The organism is Streptomyces sp. TAA486 (assembly GCF_000426165.1).
Genome location: NZ_AUEV01000020.1, coordinates 77,797 through 93,853 on the forward strand (window position 1 = coordinate 77,797; position 16,057 = coordinate 93,853).

Here is a 16,057-nt window from a genome sequence, read left to right on the forward strand (position 1 = left end):
CGGAAGGGCGGATGGAGCGGTGCGCGGAAGAGGCGCGGGGAGACGGCGAGCCGATGAAGCGGTGAGGGGGTGTCAGCGGCGCGGGGGTTCCCCGCACCCGCACGAGCGCCGAACGACGAGTCCCGCCGGGAACTGCCGCACGCGCTGCCGCTGGGACCCGGCGACCCGCAGCCCGTCGTCCAGCACCAGGTCGACGGCGGCCGTCGCCATGCCCTCGCGGTCGGAGCCGACGGTGGTGAGCGGCGGGTCCGTCAGCCCCGCCTCCTTCACGTCGTCGAAGCCGGCGACGGCGAGGTCCTGTGGAACGTCCAGACCGAGTTCGCGCGCCGCGCGCAGCACGCCGAACGCCTGGTCGTCGGTGGCGCAGAAGACGGCGGTGGGACGGTCGGGGCCGCCCAGCAGCTCCAGCGCCAGGCGGTAGGTGTCGTAACGGTTGTAGGGGGCCTGGAAGAGGCGGCCCTCGACGGAACGCCCGGCCTCACCCATTGCACGGGACCAGCCCTCGACGTGGTCGGTGACCGGGTCGCCCGACTCGGGCGTGGAGTCGATGCCGCCGAGGCAGGCCACGTATTCGTGGCCGTGTTCGAGCAGATGGCGGGTGGCGAGCTGCGCACCGCCGACGTCGTCAAGCACGACCGCCACGTCGTCGATGGCCTCGGGGCGGCGGTGCAGCAGCACGACGCGGGCGTCCCAGGCGTCGATCTCCACCGCGGCGTGCTCGCTGGGACCCTGGCTGATGAGGATCAGGCCGGAGACGCGCATCCCCAGGAAGGCCCGCAGATAGTGCACCTCGCGCTCGTCGAGGTAGTCGGAGTTGCCGACGAGGACCATCTTGCCGCGCTCGGCGGCGGCCTGCTCGACGGCGTGTGCGAGCTCGGCGAAGAAGGGCTGCCGGGCGTCGGGGACGATCAGACCTATGAGGTCCGTACGGCGCGAGGCCATCGCCTGCGCGACCCTGTCCGGCCGGTAGCCGAGCTCCTTGATGGCTGCCAGCACGCGCTCACGCGTGGCCGGCGCGACGGGCCTGGGCCCGTTGTTGATCACATAGCTGACAACCGCGGTCGACGTACCCGCAAGCCTTGCCACATCGTCCCGCGTCACCCTGGCCACCCGGGCAGTCTACGCGGGAAGCATTTGGCGCTTCAGGGGCCTCATGGTTCCGGCCCCGACCGCCCCGGGAGCTCGTCCACCGGCTGCTTCGCAGGTGCCCCCGCGGGTCTCCGGCGGGCCCCGCACCAGCGGACTCCGCCGGCTCCCACGGCGGGATCCGTCAGCCGTCAGCCGGCGCCCTCACCCGCGGCCTCCCGCACGAGGCGGGTGGCCTCGTCGGTGACGGCGCGGGCGTCGGCCTTCGCCTGCTTCTCCTGCGGCGACTTCTTCGCGTCCTTCTCCGGGGAGACGAAGCGGTATCCGACGTTGCGGACGGTGCCGATCAGCGACTCGTGCTCGGGGCCGAGCTTCGCGCGCAGCCTCCGTACGTGGACGTCCACGGTGCGGGTGCCGCCGAAGTAGTCGTAGCCCCACACCTCCTGGAGCAGCTGGGCGCGGGTGAAGACACGGCCCGGGTGCTGCGCCAGGTACTTCAGCAGCTCGAACTCCTTGAAGGTCAGGTCCAGGACCCGTCCCTTCAGCTTCGCGCTGTAGGTGGCCTCGTCGACGGAGAGGTCGCCGTTGCGGATCTCGGTCGGCTCGTCGTCCGCGCTGCCCTGCAAGCGGCCGATGCCCAGGCGCAGCCGTGCCTCGACCTCCGCCGGGCCGGCGCTCTCCAGGAGCACGTCGTCGACGCCCCAGTCCGCGGTCACGGCGGCGAGACCGCCCTCGGTGACGATGAGGATCAGCGGACAGCCGGGACCCGTCTGCTGCAGCAGCTGGCACAGCGAGCGCACCTGCGGCAGGTCGCGGCGGCCGTCGATGAGGATGGCGTCGGCGCCCGGGGCGTTCACGAGGGTCGGACCCTCGGCGGGTGCCACGCGCACGTTGTGCAGCAGCAGACCGAGCGCGGGGAGCACTTCGGTGGAGGGCTGGAGGGCGTTCGTCAGCAGGAGTAGCGAACTCACGTCAGTCAGATCCTTCCTAGGTCCCGGAGGGGACTTCGGTACGGCTCGGCACTGCTTCGTACGTATGCGCTCCTGAAGCCACAGGCGCTCCTGAAAGCACAAAAGGACCCGGGGGCGGCGCTGCCCGGATCCTTCACTCCAAGCAGAATAGCGGACATGGGTGACGATGCGGAGTGTGAGTTCGCTCGCTCCGGTGCCGATGCCCGCACCGTGGGTGACGCAGTCGGCGCTCCGGACGTACGGCCCGGACCGCGAGGGCCCGGGGGCAGGGCAGTGCTGCGGGCCTCCGACGGGGTGCGGATCGAGGCCGCGTACGACCCGTACGCGGGCGGCGCGGGCCCCGGCGGAAACGCGCAGGCCCCGGGTGCGATCGTGCTGGCGCACGGCTTCAGCGGTTCGGTGGACCGGCCGGCCATCCGCCGGGCCGTCCAGGTGTTCACGCAGTACGCAGCGGTGATCACCTTCTCGTTCCGGGGGCACGGCGGCTCCGGCGGTCACTCGACGGTCGGCGATCTCGAGGTCCTCGACCTTGCGGCTGCGGTGGCCTGGGCCCGCTCCCTCGGTCATGCGCGGGTGGCGACGGCCGGTTTCTCGATGGGCGGCTCCGTCGTCGTCCGGCACGGGGCGCTCCACCGCCCCGAGGAGCACGAGGGGCGCACGGGCGCACGATCCGGCACGGAGCCCTCCGGCGCCGTGAGGCCCGGTGCGGGCGAGCACTCCGACGCGGTGGTGGCCGTGAGCGCACCCGCCCGCTGGTACTACAAGGGGACCGCTCCGATGCGGCGGCTCCACTGGGTGATCCAGCGGCCCGTGGGGCGGCTCGTCTCCCGCTACGGACTGCGCACCCGCATCCACCCCTACGACTGGGACCCGGTGCCGCTCTCCCCCGTGGCCGCCGCGCCGCTGCTCGCGCCGACCCCCCTGCTCGTCGTCCACGGAGACCAGGACCCGTACTTTCCCGTCGACCACCCCAACTCCCTCGCCGCGGCGGGCGATCCGGAGTGCACCGAGCTGTGGCTCGTCGAGGGCTTCGGTCATGCCGAGAACGCCGCGGAGCCGGAACTCCTGCACCGGATCGGCAGTTGGGTCGGCCATCGGTGGCCGGATCCCTCCGCGGGCCCGGCATGATGGGTCGCGCATCAACGCGCGACCCGTACGTACGAACCGTCCGACCGTCCCGTGAGGCCGACTGCGGAACGCAGTCCAGGACGGACAGGACGGCGGCACGGCGCGATCCCGCGGGACGGACAGGCTGAGAGGGCAGGACCACGATGGCGAGTGGCACGATCCGCTACTGGGCGGCGGCGAAAGCCGCGGCCGGTACGGCCGAGGAGCACTACGAGGCGGGGACGCTCGCCGACGCGCTGGACAGAGCCCGCGAACGTCACACCGAAAGCCCGGAGTTCGCCCGCGTGCTGCTGCGCTGCTCCTTTCTCGTGGACGGCCGGTCCGTCGGCAAGCGCGCGCACGACGCGGTCGTGCTGAGCGAGGGCGGCACCGTCGAGGTGCTCCCTCCGTTCGCCGGAGGTGCCGCATGAGCGAGAACTCCCACTCCCGCGCGGGCGCGCAGCACCACCAGGCGCAAGGCCACCCGCAGCCCCACTCACGTCCCGGCCCGTACCGTCAGTCACAGCCCCAGTCCCAGCCTCTGCCGTCCGCCGTCGCGGCCACGACCACTGCCACCGGTGCCGCCGCCCGCACGGGCGCCTCCGCGACCCGTTCCAAGGGCTCCCCGCTCATCGCTCCCGGGCTGCTGCCCGCGGCCGTGACCACGGCCCTCGCTCTCCTGGTGGCCGGTGCGGCGCAGATCGGCGAGGCCGCGCTGGCCGTCGCCGTCGCGCTGCTCCAGGCGGTGACGGCGGCGGGCTGGTTCCGCCTGAACGGGATGTGGCCCGCACGCCAGGGCATCGCGCTCGCCTTCCTCGCGGGGATGACGACGGACGCCTCGCTGCTGCTGGCCGACAGCGGCCATGCCCCCGCCGTGATCATCGGCACGCTCGGCCTGTGGTGCGTGCTGACCGTCGTACTCCATCTGCGCAACCAGTCCGGCCCGGACGAGCGGCTCTACGCGCTGACGGCCGCGTTCACCTCCACCGCTCTCACGGTGGTCGCGGCCGGGTACCTCGCCTCACTCGACGCGGCGTCCGCCGACGCGGTGACCGCCGGCGCTGCCGCCGTGGCAGTCGCCGCGCTGGCCCGGGCACTGCCACTGCCGCCGTTCGTCTCACCCGCCGTCGCCCTGCTGGCGGCCGCCGGGGCGGGAGTTGCCGCCGGGCAGCTGACCGTGCTCGGCGGTGACGGGGCGGCGACCGCCCCCGCCGCCGCCGGCGGCGTGCTGGGCCTGGTGACGGGCGGATGCGCCCTGCTGGGACTGCGGGTGGCGAGCTACGACTACCCGTCGCGCTTCGTGCACATGACGGCAGGTGTGGCACTGCCACTGACGCTGGCAGCACCCGTCGTCTATCTGTTCGGCAGAGCCTTCGTCTGAGTGCCGCCGGGATAGGCTCGTTGAAGTTCCGGAGGCCGTGAGGCCGCGTCCGTCCCTCCGGGCCGACAATCCTCCCCCTCGGCCCCTCGGGCCTGGGTGAGACCACCAACCACGGCATGCCGCACGGGAGCATGGGAGAGAACGCAGATGCGCGCACTACGCAGAGGGCTCATCGTCCTCTTCGTCCTCGCGGTGCTGTTCGTGGCCGCCGACCGGCTGGCGGTCAAGCTGGCCGAGGACAAGGCCGCCGAGAAGATCAAGAGCTCTCCGGGCATCGCGTCCGCCGGGAAGACCTCCATCGACATCAAGGGCTTCCCGTTCCTCACCCAGATCGCCGCGCAGGAGCTCGGCGAGGTCGACGCCGAGATGAGCGGTCTGAAGGCCGAGGCCTCCGGCGGACAGCTGAAGGTCAACCGCATCGACGCGAAGCTGCAGGACGTCCGCTTCAGCGGTGACTTCTCCTCCGCCGAGGCCGACCGGGCCACCGGCACGGCGCTCGTCTCGTACGGAGAACTGACCAAGGCCGCTCTCGAAGGCGTGGACGTGGGCTGGGGCGGCAAGGACGGCAGCGGCCAAGGCAGGGTCAAGGTGAGCGCCGGCGTCACGGTGCCGGGGCTCGGCCAGACCTTCAAACGCAGCGTGACCAGCACGGTCAGCGTCTCCGGCGGTAACACGGTGAGGCTGCGGGCCGACAAGGTGCCCGGCGCGGACATCCCGGGCCTGGAGCAGGCGATCCGCGGCAGGATCGACTTCGAGCGGAAGATAGCGGGACTCCCCGACGGGCTCGAACTGGAGAAGGTCGAGCCCACCGTCGAGGGGATCGAGCTGACCGTCCGCGGCAAGGACGTGAAACTCGGCGGCTGATCGCGACTGCCACGTCTGACCAGGGCCGGACGGCTGCTGCCGCAATCGCGGCGGCAGCCGTCCCGCCGCGAAAAGCGTCCCACTGCACGAGACGGCCACGTCCGCCGGGCAGGCTTCCGGGCCCCGGCACGACACGGCGGACCCCTCCCCGGGTATCGGGAATCGAGCGGCCGTCCCACATCACGGTCGATCACGTCTCACGATGTGGATTCGCGGTGACACGGGGCCTTTGCCGTCCTTACGATCGACCCCATGAAGCGACAGGCGGACCTCACGAAACGGCGTGCAGTCGACCTCTGCCGCGTCGCCGCCATGCTCTGTCGCATGTCCTCCTGACGGCTGCCGGCCCGCCGGACCTCGCCTGAGTCCGGTTCAAGCCGAGCGCGAATGCGCTGCCTGCCCAGTGGGGCCCTTGCGGCCCGGGCGGTACCCCAGCCGTTCGTCCCGCCCCCCGCCGGCGCCCCGGCCCCCGCACGGCGTCCGGCTCCGTGCGGCCGACGACCCCGACATACGTGCGCGTTCGCACTCCCCGTCCCGATTCCGCACCTGATTGCCTGCCTCATCCGCTATCTGCCCCGGAGGAGAAACCATGAGCCGCAGTGACGTCCTCGTAGACGCCGACTGGGTCCAGGACCACATCGACGACCCGAAGACGGTCATCGTCGAGGTCGACGAGGACACCTCGGCCTACGACAAGAACCACATCCAGAACGCCGTGCGCATCGACTGGAAGCAGGACCTCCAGGACCCGGTCCGCCGCGACTTCGTCGACCAGGAGGGCTTCGAGAAGCTCCTCTCCGAGAAGGGCATCTCCAACGACGACACGGTCGTGCTCTACGGCGGCAACAACAACTGGTTCGCCGCATACGCCTACTGGTACTTCAAGCTCTACGGTCACCAGGACGTGAAGCTGCTCGACGGCGGCCGCAAGAAGTGGGAGCTGGACTCCCGCGACCTGGTCGCCGAGGTGCCCACCCGCGCGAAGACCGAGTACAAGGCCAAGCCGCAGGACACCTCCATCCGCGCCTTCCGCGACGAGGTCGTCGACGCGATCGGCACCAAGAACCTGGTCGACGTGCGCTCGCCCGACGAGTTCACCGGCAAGCTGCTCGCCCCGGCGCACCTTCCGCAGGAGCAGTCCCAGCGCCCGGGCCACGTGCCGAGCGCGCGCAACATCCCGTGGTCGAAGTCCGCCAACGACGACGGCACCTTCAAGTCCGACGAGGAGCTGAAGGAGCTCTACGAGGGCGAGGGCGTCGACCTGGGCAAGGACACCATCGCCTACTGCCGCATCGGTGAGCGTTCCGCGCACAGCTGGTTCGTCCTGCACGAGCTGCTGGGCCAGCAGAACGTCAAGAACTACGACGGCTCCTGGACCGAGTACGGCTCGCTGGTCGGCGTCCCCGTCGCCGTCGGCACCGAAGACTGACCTCCCCCTGGGCTGGGGGTACCACCTGGCCGCAAGGCCATGGGGGAGGCCCGGGTGGGTCCCCCCAGCGAAGCGAGGGGGAGTACCCCCACCCGGGCCGGACCCGACCTGATCAGAACCGAAGGGAACTTCCATGTGCGGAGCCAAGGCAGGCGGTCCCGACGCCTCCACCATCAAGCCCGGTGAGACCACGATCCAGGGCAGCGTGACGCGCGACGGCGAGCCCGTCACCGGGTACGTGCGACTGCTCGACGCGGGCGGCGAGTTCACGGCGGAGGTTCCCACGTCCGCCACCGGCCAGTTCCGCTTCTACGCGGCCGAGGGCACCTGGACGGTCCGCGCACTGGTGCCCGGCGGCACCGCGGACCGCACGGTCGTCGCGCAGGACGGCGGTCTGTCGGAGGTCGCCATCGCCGTGTGACCACCGGCGCGGTCCGCCCCGCCGGCGGTCCGCTGCCGAGCGGTCGATGCTGAGCCGGAAGGGCCGCGCCCGGGTACTCCCCGGTGCGCGGCCCTTCGCGCGCGTGCGGCCCCCGACCGTCCGCGGCATAGGCTTGCCGCATGGCAGCAGCATCAGCAGGCAAGAAGCTCGTGATCAAGGTGACGGCGGGCGCGGACGCGCCGGAGCGCTGCTCACAGGCCTTCACCGTCGCCGCGGTCGCGGCCGCCAGCGGCGTCGAGGTGTCGCTCTGGCTCACCGGGGAGTCGGCGTGGTTCGCGCTACCGGGAAGGGCCGAAGAGTTCGAACTGCCGCACGCGGCGCCGCTGCCGGAGCTGATCTCCGGCATGCAGGCAGGAGGGCTGATCACGCTGTGCACGCAGTGCGCCGCCCGCCGCGGCATCGAGGAGAAGGACGTGCTGGAGGGTGTCCGCATCGCGGGCGCTCAGGTCTTCGTCAGCGAGATCATGGCTGAGGGCGTACAGGCACTCGTCTACTGAGGCGCCGCTGTACCCGCCGGTGCCGGGCCCGTGGGGCTGCCGTCCCGCACAGGCCGTGCGCGGGCCGCACAGGCCGTGTACGGGGGCTGCCACGACGAAGACTAGAATCGGTCCGTGCGGCATCTCCCGGCGGGATGGTCCGTGCGCAGAGAAACACCCACGACGAACGATCCGAGGAGCACACCCCGTGCTTGAGGCATTCTTCACCGCGCTGATGGTCCTGGTCTGCGTCGGCACCGCCGCCTTCGCCGGTCTCGCGTTCAAGAAGCTCTACCAGGGCCAGCGCTAGTCGCCCGGGGCCTCCCTGGGCCTTGCCGCCCGGTGGTACCTCCAGCGCAGCCGCCCCTGGGCCTTGCGGCCCGGGTGGTGCCCCACCAGCCACCGTCCGTACCGACCGTCTGAGTTCCCATGATCGAGATCCCGTCCGACCTGCACCCGGACCTCGTCCCCCTCGCCTTCCTGCTCGGCAACTGGCAGGGCGCGGGCGTCGCCGCCCTCGACTGGGGGCACCTCCCAGCGGTAGCTGGGGGAGAGAACGGCCCCGGAAGCGACAAGTGCAACTTCGGGCAGGAGGTCACCTTCAGCCACGACGGCCGTGACTTCCTCGAGTACGTCTCGCACAGCTGGCAGCTCGACGACGAGGGCGAGAAGGTCCGCCCCCTGGAGACCGAGAGCGGCTACTGGCGCATCGACTCCGAGCGCAAGGTCGAGGTCGTCATGATCCGCGACCAGGGCGTCGCGGAGGTCTGGTACGGGGAGCTGGCAGACCAGAAGCCCCAGATCGACCTCGCCACCGACGCGATCGCCCGCACCGCCTCCTCCGCCGAGTACAGCGGCGGCAAGCGCCTCTACGGCTACGTGAACGGCGACCTGATGTGGGTCGGCGAGCGGGCCGCACCCGGAGTGCCGCTGCAGCCGTACATGTCCGCACAGCTGAAGAAGGCCGTCGACCTGCGCGAGTGGGCGAAGGACCTGGGCGATCTGCCCGACGACGGCATCGCCTTCTTCAAGTGAGCGGCGGTCCTACACTGTCGATGTGGTGACGACCGACTGGCAGAGCGACCTGAGGGCGCGCGGATACCGCCTCACTCCGCAGCGCCAGCTCGTGCTGGAAGCCGTCGACAAGCTGGAGCACTCCACGCCGGACGACATCCTGGCCGAGGTGCGGCGTACGGCGGGCGGCGTGAACATCTCCACCGTCTACCGGACCCTGGAGCTGCTCGAGGAGCTCGGCCTCGTCTCGCACGCACACCTCGGCCACGGCGCCCCGACCTACCACCTCGCCGACCGGCACCACCACATGCATCTGGTCTGCCGGGACTGCACGGAAGTGATCGAGGCGGATCTGTCGGTGGCCGAGCCGTTCGCGGAGCAGCTCCTCGCCACCTTCGGCTTCGACACCGACATGAAGCACTTCGCCATCTTCGGCCGCTGCGCGAAGTGCTCCCCACGGCCCGGCCGGGTCCCGGAACCGGCGGATTCCGGGACCCGGCCGGGAGAGAAACCGGAGCCGGAGCCCCTGGCCCCGGAGCCCGGGGAACGCTCCTACAAGGGCGGCCGGGCGCCGTCGTAGTCTGGTCGTATGTCCTTCAACCTCCCCCTTGGGCCTTGCGGCCCTGGGGGTACCCCCAGCCGCCGCTCTCCCGTGCTGTCCGGTGATGCCGCATGAACTCCCCCCTGCTGTCGCTGCCCGGTGCCGTCGCCGCCGAGGGCCAGGACGAAGGCGTGGCCGCGCACTACGGTGATCTCTTCCGGGAGCAGCGGTCCCTGGCCGAGGGCGACGGCTTCGTCGACCTCTCCCACCGTGGGGTCGTCACCGTCTCCGGCGCGGACCGGCTCTCCTGGCTGCATCTGCTGCTGACGCAGCACGTCAGCGAACTCCCCGCGGGGCACGCCACGGAGGCCCTGATCCTCTCGGCGCACGGGCACATCGAGCACGCGCTCTACCTCGTCGACGACGGGGAGACGGTGTGGATGCACACCGAGCCCGGCAATCAGCGCGCGCTGATCACCTACCTGGAGAGCATGCGGTTCTTCTACCGCGTCGAAATCGCCGACCGCACCGAGGAGTTCGCCGTCGTGCATCTGCCCGCGGGCTCCATCGCCGAGGTACCGGAGGGGACCGTCGTACGGGAGACGGCGCACGGCCGTGACCTGTTCCTGTCCCGCTCCTCCCTGAAGTCCTTCGCGGAGTCCGGCCCTCCGGCGATCGGCCTGCTGGCGTACGAGGCGCTGCGCGTCGAGGGCCGGCGGCCGAGGCTGGGCATGGAGACCGATCACCGCACGATCCCGCACGAGCTGGGGTGGCTGGGCTCAGCCGTGCACCTCGAGAAGGGCTGCTACCGCGGCCAGGAGACCGTCGCCCGCGTGAACAACCTGGGGAAGCCCCCGCGCCGGCTCGTCTTCCTCCACCTCGACGGCAGCGAGGTGCGCCTGCCCGTGCACGGAGACGCCGTGCGGCTGGCCGACGACGGACCGGACGGGCGCAAGCTCGGCTTCGTCACGACCTCCGCCCGGCACCACGAACTCGGGCCCATCGCCTTGGCCCTGGTCAAGCGCAACGTGCCCGTGGACGCCGCGCTGACGGTCGGCGAGGACGCGACGGCGGCGGCGCAGGAAGTCGTGGTCGCACCCTGACGGAAATCGTGGCCGCGCCCTGACGGGAAAGCGTGGCCGCGCCCTGCCGATGACGGGTCGCACGCCCGGGTACGAAGGGGGCCGGCCTGCGTAAGCTTGCGGCATGGCCCTCGGAGGAGGCGGCGAACAGACGTCCGCACCGCCGACAGCGGCTTCGTACGAATTCGTACGGGCGCCGCGGACGCTGGGTGCCATGGTGGCCTCCACCGTCGGCTACCACTCGGAGGACGCAGACCCCCAGCTGCATCGTGGCCTGCCCTCCCCATATCTCACGTTGATCTTCTCCCTCGAAGGTCCTGTTGTCGGCGGCGATACCCCGGAGCACGCACGGGGAGCGCACGCCTACCGTGAGGAGATCATCGTCGGCGGGCTCCACCAGCGGCCCGTGTACATCGTCCAGCCCTCGCGCGAGGCCGGGGTGCAGCTGGCCGTGCACCCGCTGGCGGCACGGGCGCTGTTCGGCATGCCGGCCGCCGAGTTGACGCAGGCGGCCACGCAGGGCGCCTCCGTCCTCGGCCGGTCGGCGGTGGACGTCCACCAGCGGATGCTCGAGCGGACGAGCTGGGAAGAGCGCTTCGCGATCGTCACGGAGTACCTCCGCCGGAGGGCCTTGGACGGGGGGCGCCGCGCGGAGGTGCGTCCCGAGGTGGCAGAGGCGTGGAGGTGGATGGCCTGCCGCCGGGGGACCGGGTCGCTGGACGACATGGCGCGTCATGTGGCAATGAGCCGACGGCAGTTGACCACTCTGTTCCAGCGCGAGGTCGGCGCGGGACCGAAGCAGATCAACCGGCTGATGCGTTTCGAGCGGGCCCGTGCAGAGGTGACCTTCTCGGTGGCCGGGGAAGCAGCACCGGACCTGTCGGAGATCGCCGCGCGTTGCGGGTTCTACGACCACTCCCACCTGGTGCGGGACTTCCGCCAGTACACGGGCCTGAGCCCGAGCGGGTGGATCTCCGAGGAGCGCCGGAATATCCAAGCCGGAGGTCATCGCAACGGCGAAGAGTGGGACGCATGACGAACTCGCAGACGAACACGACGAGCGGGACGGCGCCGCAGGCCGCGTCCTCCGCGCACACGAGTGCCCACGCCGCGGCCGGTCCCGCCGCACCCGCGCCGACCGTCTGGCCGACCCTCCAGGCGCACGACGCCCACGCGCTGATCGACTTCCTCGTGGAGAAGATCGGCTTCGTCCGGACAGCCGTGTACACGGACGGCGACCAGGTGGCCCACTGCCAGCTCGACTGGCCCGAGGGCGGCGGTGTGATGCTCGGGTCCTACAAACCGGGCGGCGACTGGAGCAGACCCCCCGGCGCCTTCGGCTGCTACGTCGTCACGAGTGACGTCGACGGGCTGTACGAGCGGGTGAAGGCCGCGGGTGTCACGTTCGTGCGGGACCTGGCCGACGAGGACTACGGGAACCGCGACTTCACGATCAGCGACCCGGAGGGCAACCTCTGGTGCTTCGGCCACTACCGCGGCGAGCCCAGCCCCTGAGCGCGGTCGCCCGGACAGCGTGAGGCGTTCGCCCGGGGCTCCCCGCGTCCCCGCCCCCGATCAGACCTCGAGCAGGACGGTGAACGGGCCGTCGTTCGTCAGCGACACCCTCATCTTGGCGCCGAAGCTGCCGGTCGCCACCTCGGCGCCCAACTCGCGCAGCTGCGCCACCACTTCGTCCACGAGGGGTTCCGCGACGGGGCCCGGGGCCGCCGCGTTCCACGTGGGGCGGCGGCCCTTCCGCGCATCGCCGTAGAGCGTGAACTGGCTGATGACGAGCAGCGGTGCGCCCACGTCCGAGCAGGATTTCTCGCCCTCGAGGATCCGCAACGACCAGAGCTTCCGCGCCAGTTGGGCCGCCTTCGCCGACGTGTCGTCGTGCGTGACACCGACCAGCACGCACAGTCCCTCACCGGCGACCTCCCCGGTCGTCCGTCCCTCCACCACGACGTTCGCGCCGTCCACTCTCTGCACCACAGCTCGCATGGCAGCCATCATGCCGTGCGGCTCGGCGATCTGTTCGTATGGTCCGGATGGGTGTGACACCGCTGCGCCGAAGCACCCCGCAATGGCACGATGCGTACACGCGGTACGTACCGCTTCTCTCATCGCCATTGGGGCAATTAAGGATGAAGGGGACATCGTCCATGAGCGCAACCGGCGCCGCCCGTACTCCCCCTGGGCCTTTCGGCCCGGGTGGTACCCCCGGGGATCTGCCGGCCGCCCGTACCGGCCCGGACTCCACCACCGGTTCGAACGCCCCGGCCGAGGTCCCCGACGTGCACGGACTGCGACTGCCCGAACTGCGCACGCTGCTGCGCGACGCCAAGCAGGAGGAAGGCGAGCTCAGTTACGTACGGCGGCTCCTCCAGGGGCGCATCGACATCCTCCGCGCCGAACTCACCCGGCGCAGCGCCCCCGGCTCGCCGCTGCTCGACCTGCTCCCGCAGATCCTGGCGGACGGCCCGTCCAGCCACCGAAGCTCCGCGCGGCACGTGACGCTGAGCACACCGCAGAGTGACGAATACCGCTCCCTGGCCGAGGAGATGCTGGCGCAGGTCGAGCTGAGCAACCTCGGCGCGCGCACCGACGAGGAACTGCACGACGCGATGGCCCGTCTCGTCGGCTACGAGCAGCACGTCTCGCAGCGGCGGCAGGTGATGCAGCGCACGGCGGACGGGTGCAGCAAGGAGATCGCACGCAGGTACCGTGAGGGCGAAGCGCAAGTGGATGACCTGCTCCCCTGACTCCCCTGGCCCCCGGCGCACGGTCCCTCACGCCCCGGAGGCGGCCCCTGGAGCACCCGCGCGAGGTGCCCACGGGCGAGCCGGGGCGGAGAAGCCGGAAGGCTGAGCCCGGGAGCGGGTCTGTGAACTGAAAGGCTCCCGCACATGCCGTCCGAGATACCTCCGGTGCTCGCCGAAGTCGTACGCTCCGGTTTCGTCGAGGGACACCACCGCGGCTCGCTGATCGTGCTAGCGGCCGACGGCAGCGTCGAGCTGTCCATGGGAGATCCCGACGCCCCCTTCTTCCCGCGCTCGTCCAACAAGCCGGTGCAGGCGGCCGCGATGCTGCGCGCCGGGCTGGAACTGTCCGGGCCCCGGCTGGCGCTCGCGAGCGCCAGCCACTCGGGCGAACCGTTCCATCAGGAGCTCGTGCGCAAGATGCTCGCCGAGCACGGCCTGACCGAAGACCTGCTGCAGTGCCCGCCCGAACTCCCCCTCGACCAGGGCGAGGCGACGCGCGCCACCATCTCCGCGGGCTCCGACGAAGCGGCCCGCAGCCGCGTCGCCATGAACTGCTCAGGCAAGCACGCCGCGATGCTCGCCACCTGCGGGGCGACGGGCTGGCCCCTGGAGACGTATCTCCAACCGGACCACCCGCTCCAGAAGTTGATCGCGGAGACGCTCGAGTCCCTCTCCGGTGACCGCGTCTCGCACGTCGGCACCGACGGCTGCGGCGCGCCCCTGATGGCCATCACACCGGCCGGGCTGGCGCGCGTCTTCCGCAACCTCGCGCTCGCGCCCGCCGACAGCCCGGAGGGCCGGGTCGCCGAAGCGATGCGGGCGCACCCCGAGTACGTGGCGGGCACGCGGCGCATCGACACCTGGCTGATGAGCGAGGTCCCCGGGGCGGTCGCGAAGGTGGGCGCGGAGTCCGTCCAGGCGGCGGCGCTGCCCGACGGGCGAGCCCTCGCGTTCAAGATCCACGACGGCGGCAACCGCGCGGTCGGCCCCGTCCTGGCCCGTACGCTCGCGCTGCTCGGCGTGGACTCCCCCGTGCTGGAGCGGATCGCGGACTCCCCGCTGATGGGCGGCGGCCGGAAGGTCGGCGAGGTCCGCGCGGCGTTCTGAGGGCCTCACTCGAAAAGCTGAGGCGTGGCGGCGCCCGGCCGAGGCCGGCGGCGGGACGCGAGGGCGCCCGGCCGGGGCCGTGGCGCGTCCCTCCGGGCGCCCGTAATCCATGTGCGGACCGCCGCCGCCCCGCCATACCGTGAGCCGCATGACCTTGGAGATCCGCACCCTCGCCTCCCGTGACGAACTGCCCGAGTGGTACCGCGCGGTCGCCGTTGGCTTTCTGCGCGCCGGCTCGGTGCCCGAGGAGGAGGCGGCGGCCCTCGGCCAGGACGTGGATCCGGCGCGCACACAGGGCGCGTTCGACGGGGGCCGGTGCGTGGGCACCTTCCGTACGTTCTCCCAGGAGCTGACGGTCCCCGGCGGCACGGCCCTGCCGTCCTGCGCCGTCACCAACGTCACCGTCTCCCCCACCCACCGGCGCCGCGGCCTGCTCACGCGCATGATGGGCGACGCGCTGGATGCCGCGAAGGAGCGCGGCGACGCGTTCGCCTCACTCATCTCCGCGGAGTACCCGATCTACGGCCGGTACGGCTTCGGCCCGGCCTCGTGGACCTCCGAGTGGGAGGTCGACGTCCCCCGTACGGGCCTCGACCCGCGTCACTCCGGCCCGGACGACGGCGGCCGCCTGGACCTCGCCGACGACGAGGAGTTCCGCCGCATCGGGCCCGCACTGCAGGACCGCTTCCGCGCCCAGGAGCACCGCCAGGGTGTGATCGACCGGCCCGAGCGCTGGTGGCGTCGGCACACGGGTCAAATCCGTTTCTCCGGCGACGACTTCACCCCGCCCTTCCACGCCGTGCACCGTGACGCGCAGGGCGCTCGGCAGGGGTTCGTCTCGTGGACCGTGCGCGAGCGCTGGGACAACAAGCTCCCGCACAACACCGCCGAGGTGCAGTGCCTCACCGCGCTCACCCCGGCCGCGGAGCGCGCGCTGTGGCTCTTCGTGCTCTCGATCGACTGGATCACCCGCGTGCGTTCCGGATTCCGCGCCCCCGACGACGTGCTGCCGCTGCTGCTGCCCGACCCCCGGGCCGCCCGGCTGGACACCCACGCCGACTTCCTGTGGCTGCGGCCGCTCGACGTGCCGCGCATGCTGGAGGCCCGCAGGTATCCCGTCGAGGGCAGGCTCGTCCTGGAGCTCCACGACGCGGCAGGGCTCGCCGGCGGCCGCTACCGCCTGGAGGCCGGCCCCGACGGCGCCACCTGCAAGACCACGGACGAGAGCCCCGATATTGCCTTGGACATCGCCGAGTTGGGCACGCTCTACCTCGGTGACGAGTCGGCCGTACGGCTCGCGGTGCTGGGTCGCGTCGAGGAACGCCGCGAGGGTGCCGCCTTGTCGGCAGACACTCTTTTCCGCACGGCGCGCCGCGCCTGGTGCCCGGACATCTTCTGACACGGCGGCCCCGACTTGGCAGCACCCCGGAATGACACCACCCGGGATGGCATCACCCCGGAATGGGCACGCGGCGCACGGAAGGCGTGGGTTGGTAACCGCGCGCCGCGTGGTCAAACGATCAGCATCGTCAGCACGACGGCGCCGATACAGCTGCAAGTGATGTTCTTCGCCTTCACACCTACGGTCAGCAGTACGAAGCCGATGACCCCGACGGCACCGAACTGCCATTCCACGAGTTGCTCGAATCCGATCACGGCGGCCGCGAGAGCAAGAGCGAACACAGGCATGGCATCCCCCTTCGTTCGAGCACGGGCCCGTACGTCGTTGGACAGGCGGGAACCGGAGAGCTCTGTGTTGGCGGGCACCTGCGCCTACTTGGCGATACCTGATTCG

The 16,057-nt window shown here is 71.4% G+C and carries 20 protein-coding genes; 16 read left to right on the forward strand and 4 right to left on the reverse strand.

Features of this window, described 5'->3' with window-relative positions; translation table 11 throughout:
• Window positions 1-72: 72 nt before the first annotated feature.
• Complete coding sequence (locus tag I004_RS0125320) at window positions 73-1,110, reverse strand: LacI family DNA-binding transcriptional regulator (protein ID WP_028437793.1); 1,038 nt, start codon at window positions 1,108-1,110, stop codon at window positions 73-75.
• A 167-nt stretch (window positions 1,111-1,277) separates the two neighbouring features.
• Window positions 1,278-2,057 carry a response regulator transcription factor gene (locus I004_RS0125325; protein ID WP_028437794.1) on the reverse strand — a complete coding sequence of 260 codons (780 nt, stop codon included), beginning with the start codon at window positions 2,055-2,057 and terminating at the stop codon, window positions 1,278-1,280.
• A gap of 156 nt (window positions 2,058-2,213) precedes the next feature.
• On the opposite strand from I004_RS0125325, the gene I004_RS35980 reads away from it, so the two are divergent.
• The 13 genes from I004_RS35980 to I004_RS0125390 all read left to right on the forward strand — a co-directional run bounded on the left by I004_RS35980 (window position 2,214) and on the right by I004_RS0125390 (window position 11,908).
• Window positions 2,214-3,185, forward strand: coding sequence for an alpha/beta fold hydrolase (locus I004_RS35980; RefSeq protein WP_106965440.1), 972 nt, complete (start codon window positions 2,214-2,216; stop codon window positions 3,183-3,185).
• A gap of 143 nt (window positions 3,186-3,328) precedes the next feature.
• Window positions 3,329-3,595 carry a MoaD/ThiS family protein gene (locus tag I004_RS0125335; RefSeq protein ID WP_028437795.1) on the forward strand — a complete coding sequence of 89 codons (267 nt, stop codon included), beginning with the start codon at window positions 3,329-3,331 and terminating at the stop codon, window positions 3,593-3,595.
• Entirely contained in the window at window positions 3,592-4,545 is a 954-nt protein-coding gene (locus I004_RS35985; protein WP_051345417.1) for a hypothetical protein, read from the forward strand. The genes I004_RS0125335 and I004_RS35985 overlap by 4 nt, the downstream gene beginning before the upstream one ends.
• Before the next feature lie 147 nt (window positions 4,546-4,692).
• A complete protein-coding gene (locus tag I004_RS0125345; RefSeq protein ID WP_028437796.1) occupies window positions 4,693-5,409 on the forward strand; it encodes an LmeA family phospholipid-binding protein in 717 nt (238 codons plus the stop codon).
• 252 nt (window positions 5,410-5,661) lie between these two features.
• Window positions 5,662-5,745, forward strand: coding sequence for an Ms5788A family Cys-rich leader peptide (locus I004_RS40510; RefSeq protein WP_486580306.1), 84 nt, complete (start codon window positions 5,662-5,664; stop codon window positions 5,743-5,745).
• A gap of 253 nt (window positions 5,746-5,998) precedes the next feature.
• Window positions 5,999-6,838, forward strand: a complete 840-nt coding sequence (locus I004_RS0125350; RefSeq protein WP_028437797.1) for a sulfurtransferase — start codon at window positions 5,999-6,001, stop codon at window positions 6,836-6,838.
• A gap of 133 nt (window positions 6,839-6,971) precedes the next feature.
• Window positions 6,972-7,259: a DUF1416 domain-containing protein gene (locus I004_RS0125355; RefSeq protein ID WP_028437798.1), complete on the forward strand. Its 288-nt coding sequence runs from the start codon at window positions 6,972-6,974 to the stop codon at window positions 7,257-7,259.
• A gap of 140 nt (window positions 7,260-7,399) precedes the next feature.
• Entirely contained in the window at window positions 7,400-7,777 is a 378-nt protein-coding gene (locus I004_RS0125360) for a DsrE family protein (RefSeq protein ID WP_037977719.1), read from the forward strand.
• A 408-nt stretch (window positions 7,778-8,185) separates the two neighbouring features.
• Entirely contained in the window at window positions 8,186-8,791 is a 606-nt protein-coding gene (locus tag I004_RS0125370; protein WP_028437801.1) for a heme-binding beta-barrel domain-containing protein, read from the forward strand.
• A 22-nt stretch (window positions 8,792-8,813) separates the two neighbouring features.
• Entirely contained in the window at window positions 8,814-9,350 is a 537-nt protein-coding gene (locus I004_RS35990) for a Fur family transcriptional regulator (protein WP_051345418.1), read from the forward strand.
• A 92-nt stretch (window positions 9,351-9,442) separates the two neighbouring features.
• Entirely contained in the window at window positions 9,443-10,414 is a 972-nt protein-coding gene (gene ygfZ / locus I004_RS0125380) for a CAF17-like 4Fe-4S cluster assembly/insertion protein YgfZ (protein ID WP_028437802.1), read from the forward strand.
• Window positions 10,415-10,517: 103 nt separating this feature from the next.
• On the forward strand, window positions 10,518-11,429 hold the full coding sequence (locus I004_RS0125385) for a helix-turn-helix transcriptional regulator (RefSeq protein ID WP_051345419.1): 912 nt from the start codon (window positions 10,518-10,520) through the stop codon (window positions 11,427-11,429).
• Complete coding sequence (locus I004_RS0125390; protein WP_037977724.1) at window positions 11,426-11,908, forward strand: VOC family protein; 483 nt, start codon at window positions 11,426-11,428, stop codon at window positions 11,906-11,908. Before I004_RS0125385 ends, I004_RS0125390 begins: the two co-directional genes overlap by 4 nt.
• A gap of 60 nt (window positions 11,909-11,968) precedes the next feature.
• On the opposite strand, the gene dtd is transcribed toward I004_RS0125390, so the two are convergent.
• A complete protein-coding gene (gene dtd, locus I004_RS0125395; protein ID WP_028437805.1) occupies window positions 11,969-12,394 on the reverse strand; it encodes a D-aminoacyl-tRNA deacylase in 426 nt (141 codons plus the stop codon).
• Between the two features lie 161 nt (window positions 12,395-12,555).
• Here dtd and I004_RS0125400 point away from each other — a divergent pair, with 161 nt between their 5' ends.
• The 3 genes from I004_RS0125400 (at window position 12,556) to I004_RS0125410 (ending at window position 15,661) form a co-directional block, all read left to right on the forward strand.
• The gene (locus I004_RS0125400; protein ID WP_199779462.1) at window positions 12,556-13,155 is read left to right on the forward strand and encodes an RsiG family protein; all 600 of its coding nucleotides are present in this window, start codon (window positions 12,556-12,558) and stop codon (window positions 13,153-13,155) included.
• A gap of 144 nt (window positions 13,156-13,299) precedes the next feature.
• Complete coding sequence (locus I004_RS0125405; RefSeq protein WP_028437807.1) at window positions 13,300-14,262, forward strand: asparaginase; 963 nt, start codon at window positions 13,300-13,302, stop codon at window positions 14,260-14,262.
• Window positions 14,263-14,410: 148 nt separating this feature from the next.
• Window positions 14,411-15,661: a GNAT family N-acetyltransferase gene (locus I004_RS0125410; protein ID WP_028437808.1), complete on the forward strand. Its 1,251-nt coding sequence runs from the start codon at window positions 14,411-14,413 to the stop codon at window positions 15,659-15,661.
• Window positions 15,662-15,774: 113 nt separating this feature from the next.
• Here I004_RS0125410 and I004_RS39940 read toward each other — a convergent pair whose 3' ends face one another.
• Window positions 15,775-15,951 carry a hypothetical protein gene (locus I004_RS39940; protein ID WP_197351859.1) on the reverse strand — a complete coding sequence of 59 codons (177 nt, stop codon included), beginning with the start codon at window positions 15,949-15,951 and terminating at the stop codon, window positions 15,775-15,777.
• Window positions 15,952-16,057: the final 106 nt, after the last annotated feature.

Bases quoted from the DNA above. Each gene is read 5' to 3' on its own strand.
- I004_RS0125345 (WP_028437796.1), top strand. From the start codon at position 4,693: ATGCGCGCACTACGCAGAGGGCTCATCGTCCTCTTCGTCCTCGCGGTG.
- I004_RS0125360 (WP_037977719.1), top strand. From the start codon at position 7,400: ATGGCAGCAGCATCAGCAGGCAAGAAGCTCGTGATCAAGGTGACGGCG.
- ygfZ (WP_028437802.1), top strand. From the start codon at position 9,443: ATGAACTCCCCCCTGCTGTCGCTGCCCGGTGCCGTCGCCGCCGAGGGC.
- I004_RS0125335 (WP_028437795.1), top strand. From the start codon at position 3,329: ATGGCGAGTGGCACGATCCGCTACTGGGCGGCGGCGAAAGCCGCGGCC.
- I004_RS40510 (WP_486580306.1), top strand. From the start codon at position 5,662: ATGAAGCGACAGGCGGACCTCACGAAACGGCGTGCAGTCGACCTCTGC.
- I004_RS39940 (WP_197351859.1), bottom strand. From the start codon at position 15,951: ATGCCTGTGTTCGCTCTTGCTCTCGCGGCCGCCGTGATCGGATTCGAG.
- I004_RS0125370 (WP_028437801.1), top strand. From the start codon at position 8,186: ATGATCGAGATCCCGTCCGACCTGCACCCGGACCTCGTCCCCCTCGCC.
- dtd (WP_028437805.1), bottom strand. From the start codon at position 12,394: ATGCGAGCTGTGGTGCAGAGAGTGGACGGCGCGAACGTCGTGGTGGAG.
- I004_RS0125400 (WP_199779462.1), top strand. From the start codon at position 12,556: ATGAGCGCAACCGGCGCCGCCCGTACTCCCCCTGGGCCTTTCGGCCCG.
- I004_RS0125350 (WP_028437797.1), top strand. From the start codon at position 5,999: ATGAGCCGCAGTGACGTCCTCGTAGACGCCGACTGGGTCCAGGACCAC.
- I004_RS0125390 (WP_037977724.1), top strand. From the start codon at position 11,426: ATGACGAACTCGCAGACGAACACGACGAGCGGGACGGCGCCGCAGGCC.
- I004_RS0125385 (WP_051345419.1), top strand. From the start codon at position 10,518: ATGGCCCTCGGAGGAGGCGGCGAACAGACGTCCGCACCGCCGACAGCG.
- I004_RS35985 (WP_051345417.1), top strand. From the start codon at position 3,592: ATGAGCGAGAACTCCCACTCCCGCGCGGGCGCGCAGCACCACCAGGCG.
- I004_RS35980 (WP_106965440.1), top strand. From the start codon at position 2,214: ATGGGTGACGATGCGGAGTGTGAGTTCGCTCGCTCCGGTGCCGATGCC.
- I004_RS0125355 (WP_028437798.1), top strand. From the start codon at position 6,972: ATGTGCGGAGCCAAGGCAGGCGGTCCCGACGCCTCCACCATCAAGCCC.
- I004_RS0125410 (WP_028437808.1), top strand. From the start codon at position 14,411: ATGACCTTGGAGATCCGCACCCTCGCCTCCCGTGACGAACTGCCCGAG.
- I004_RS0125405 (WP_028437807.1), top strand. From the start codon at position 13,300: ATGCCGTCCGAGATACCTCCGGTGCTCGCCGAAGTCGTACGCTCCGGT.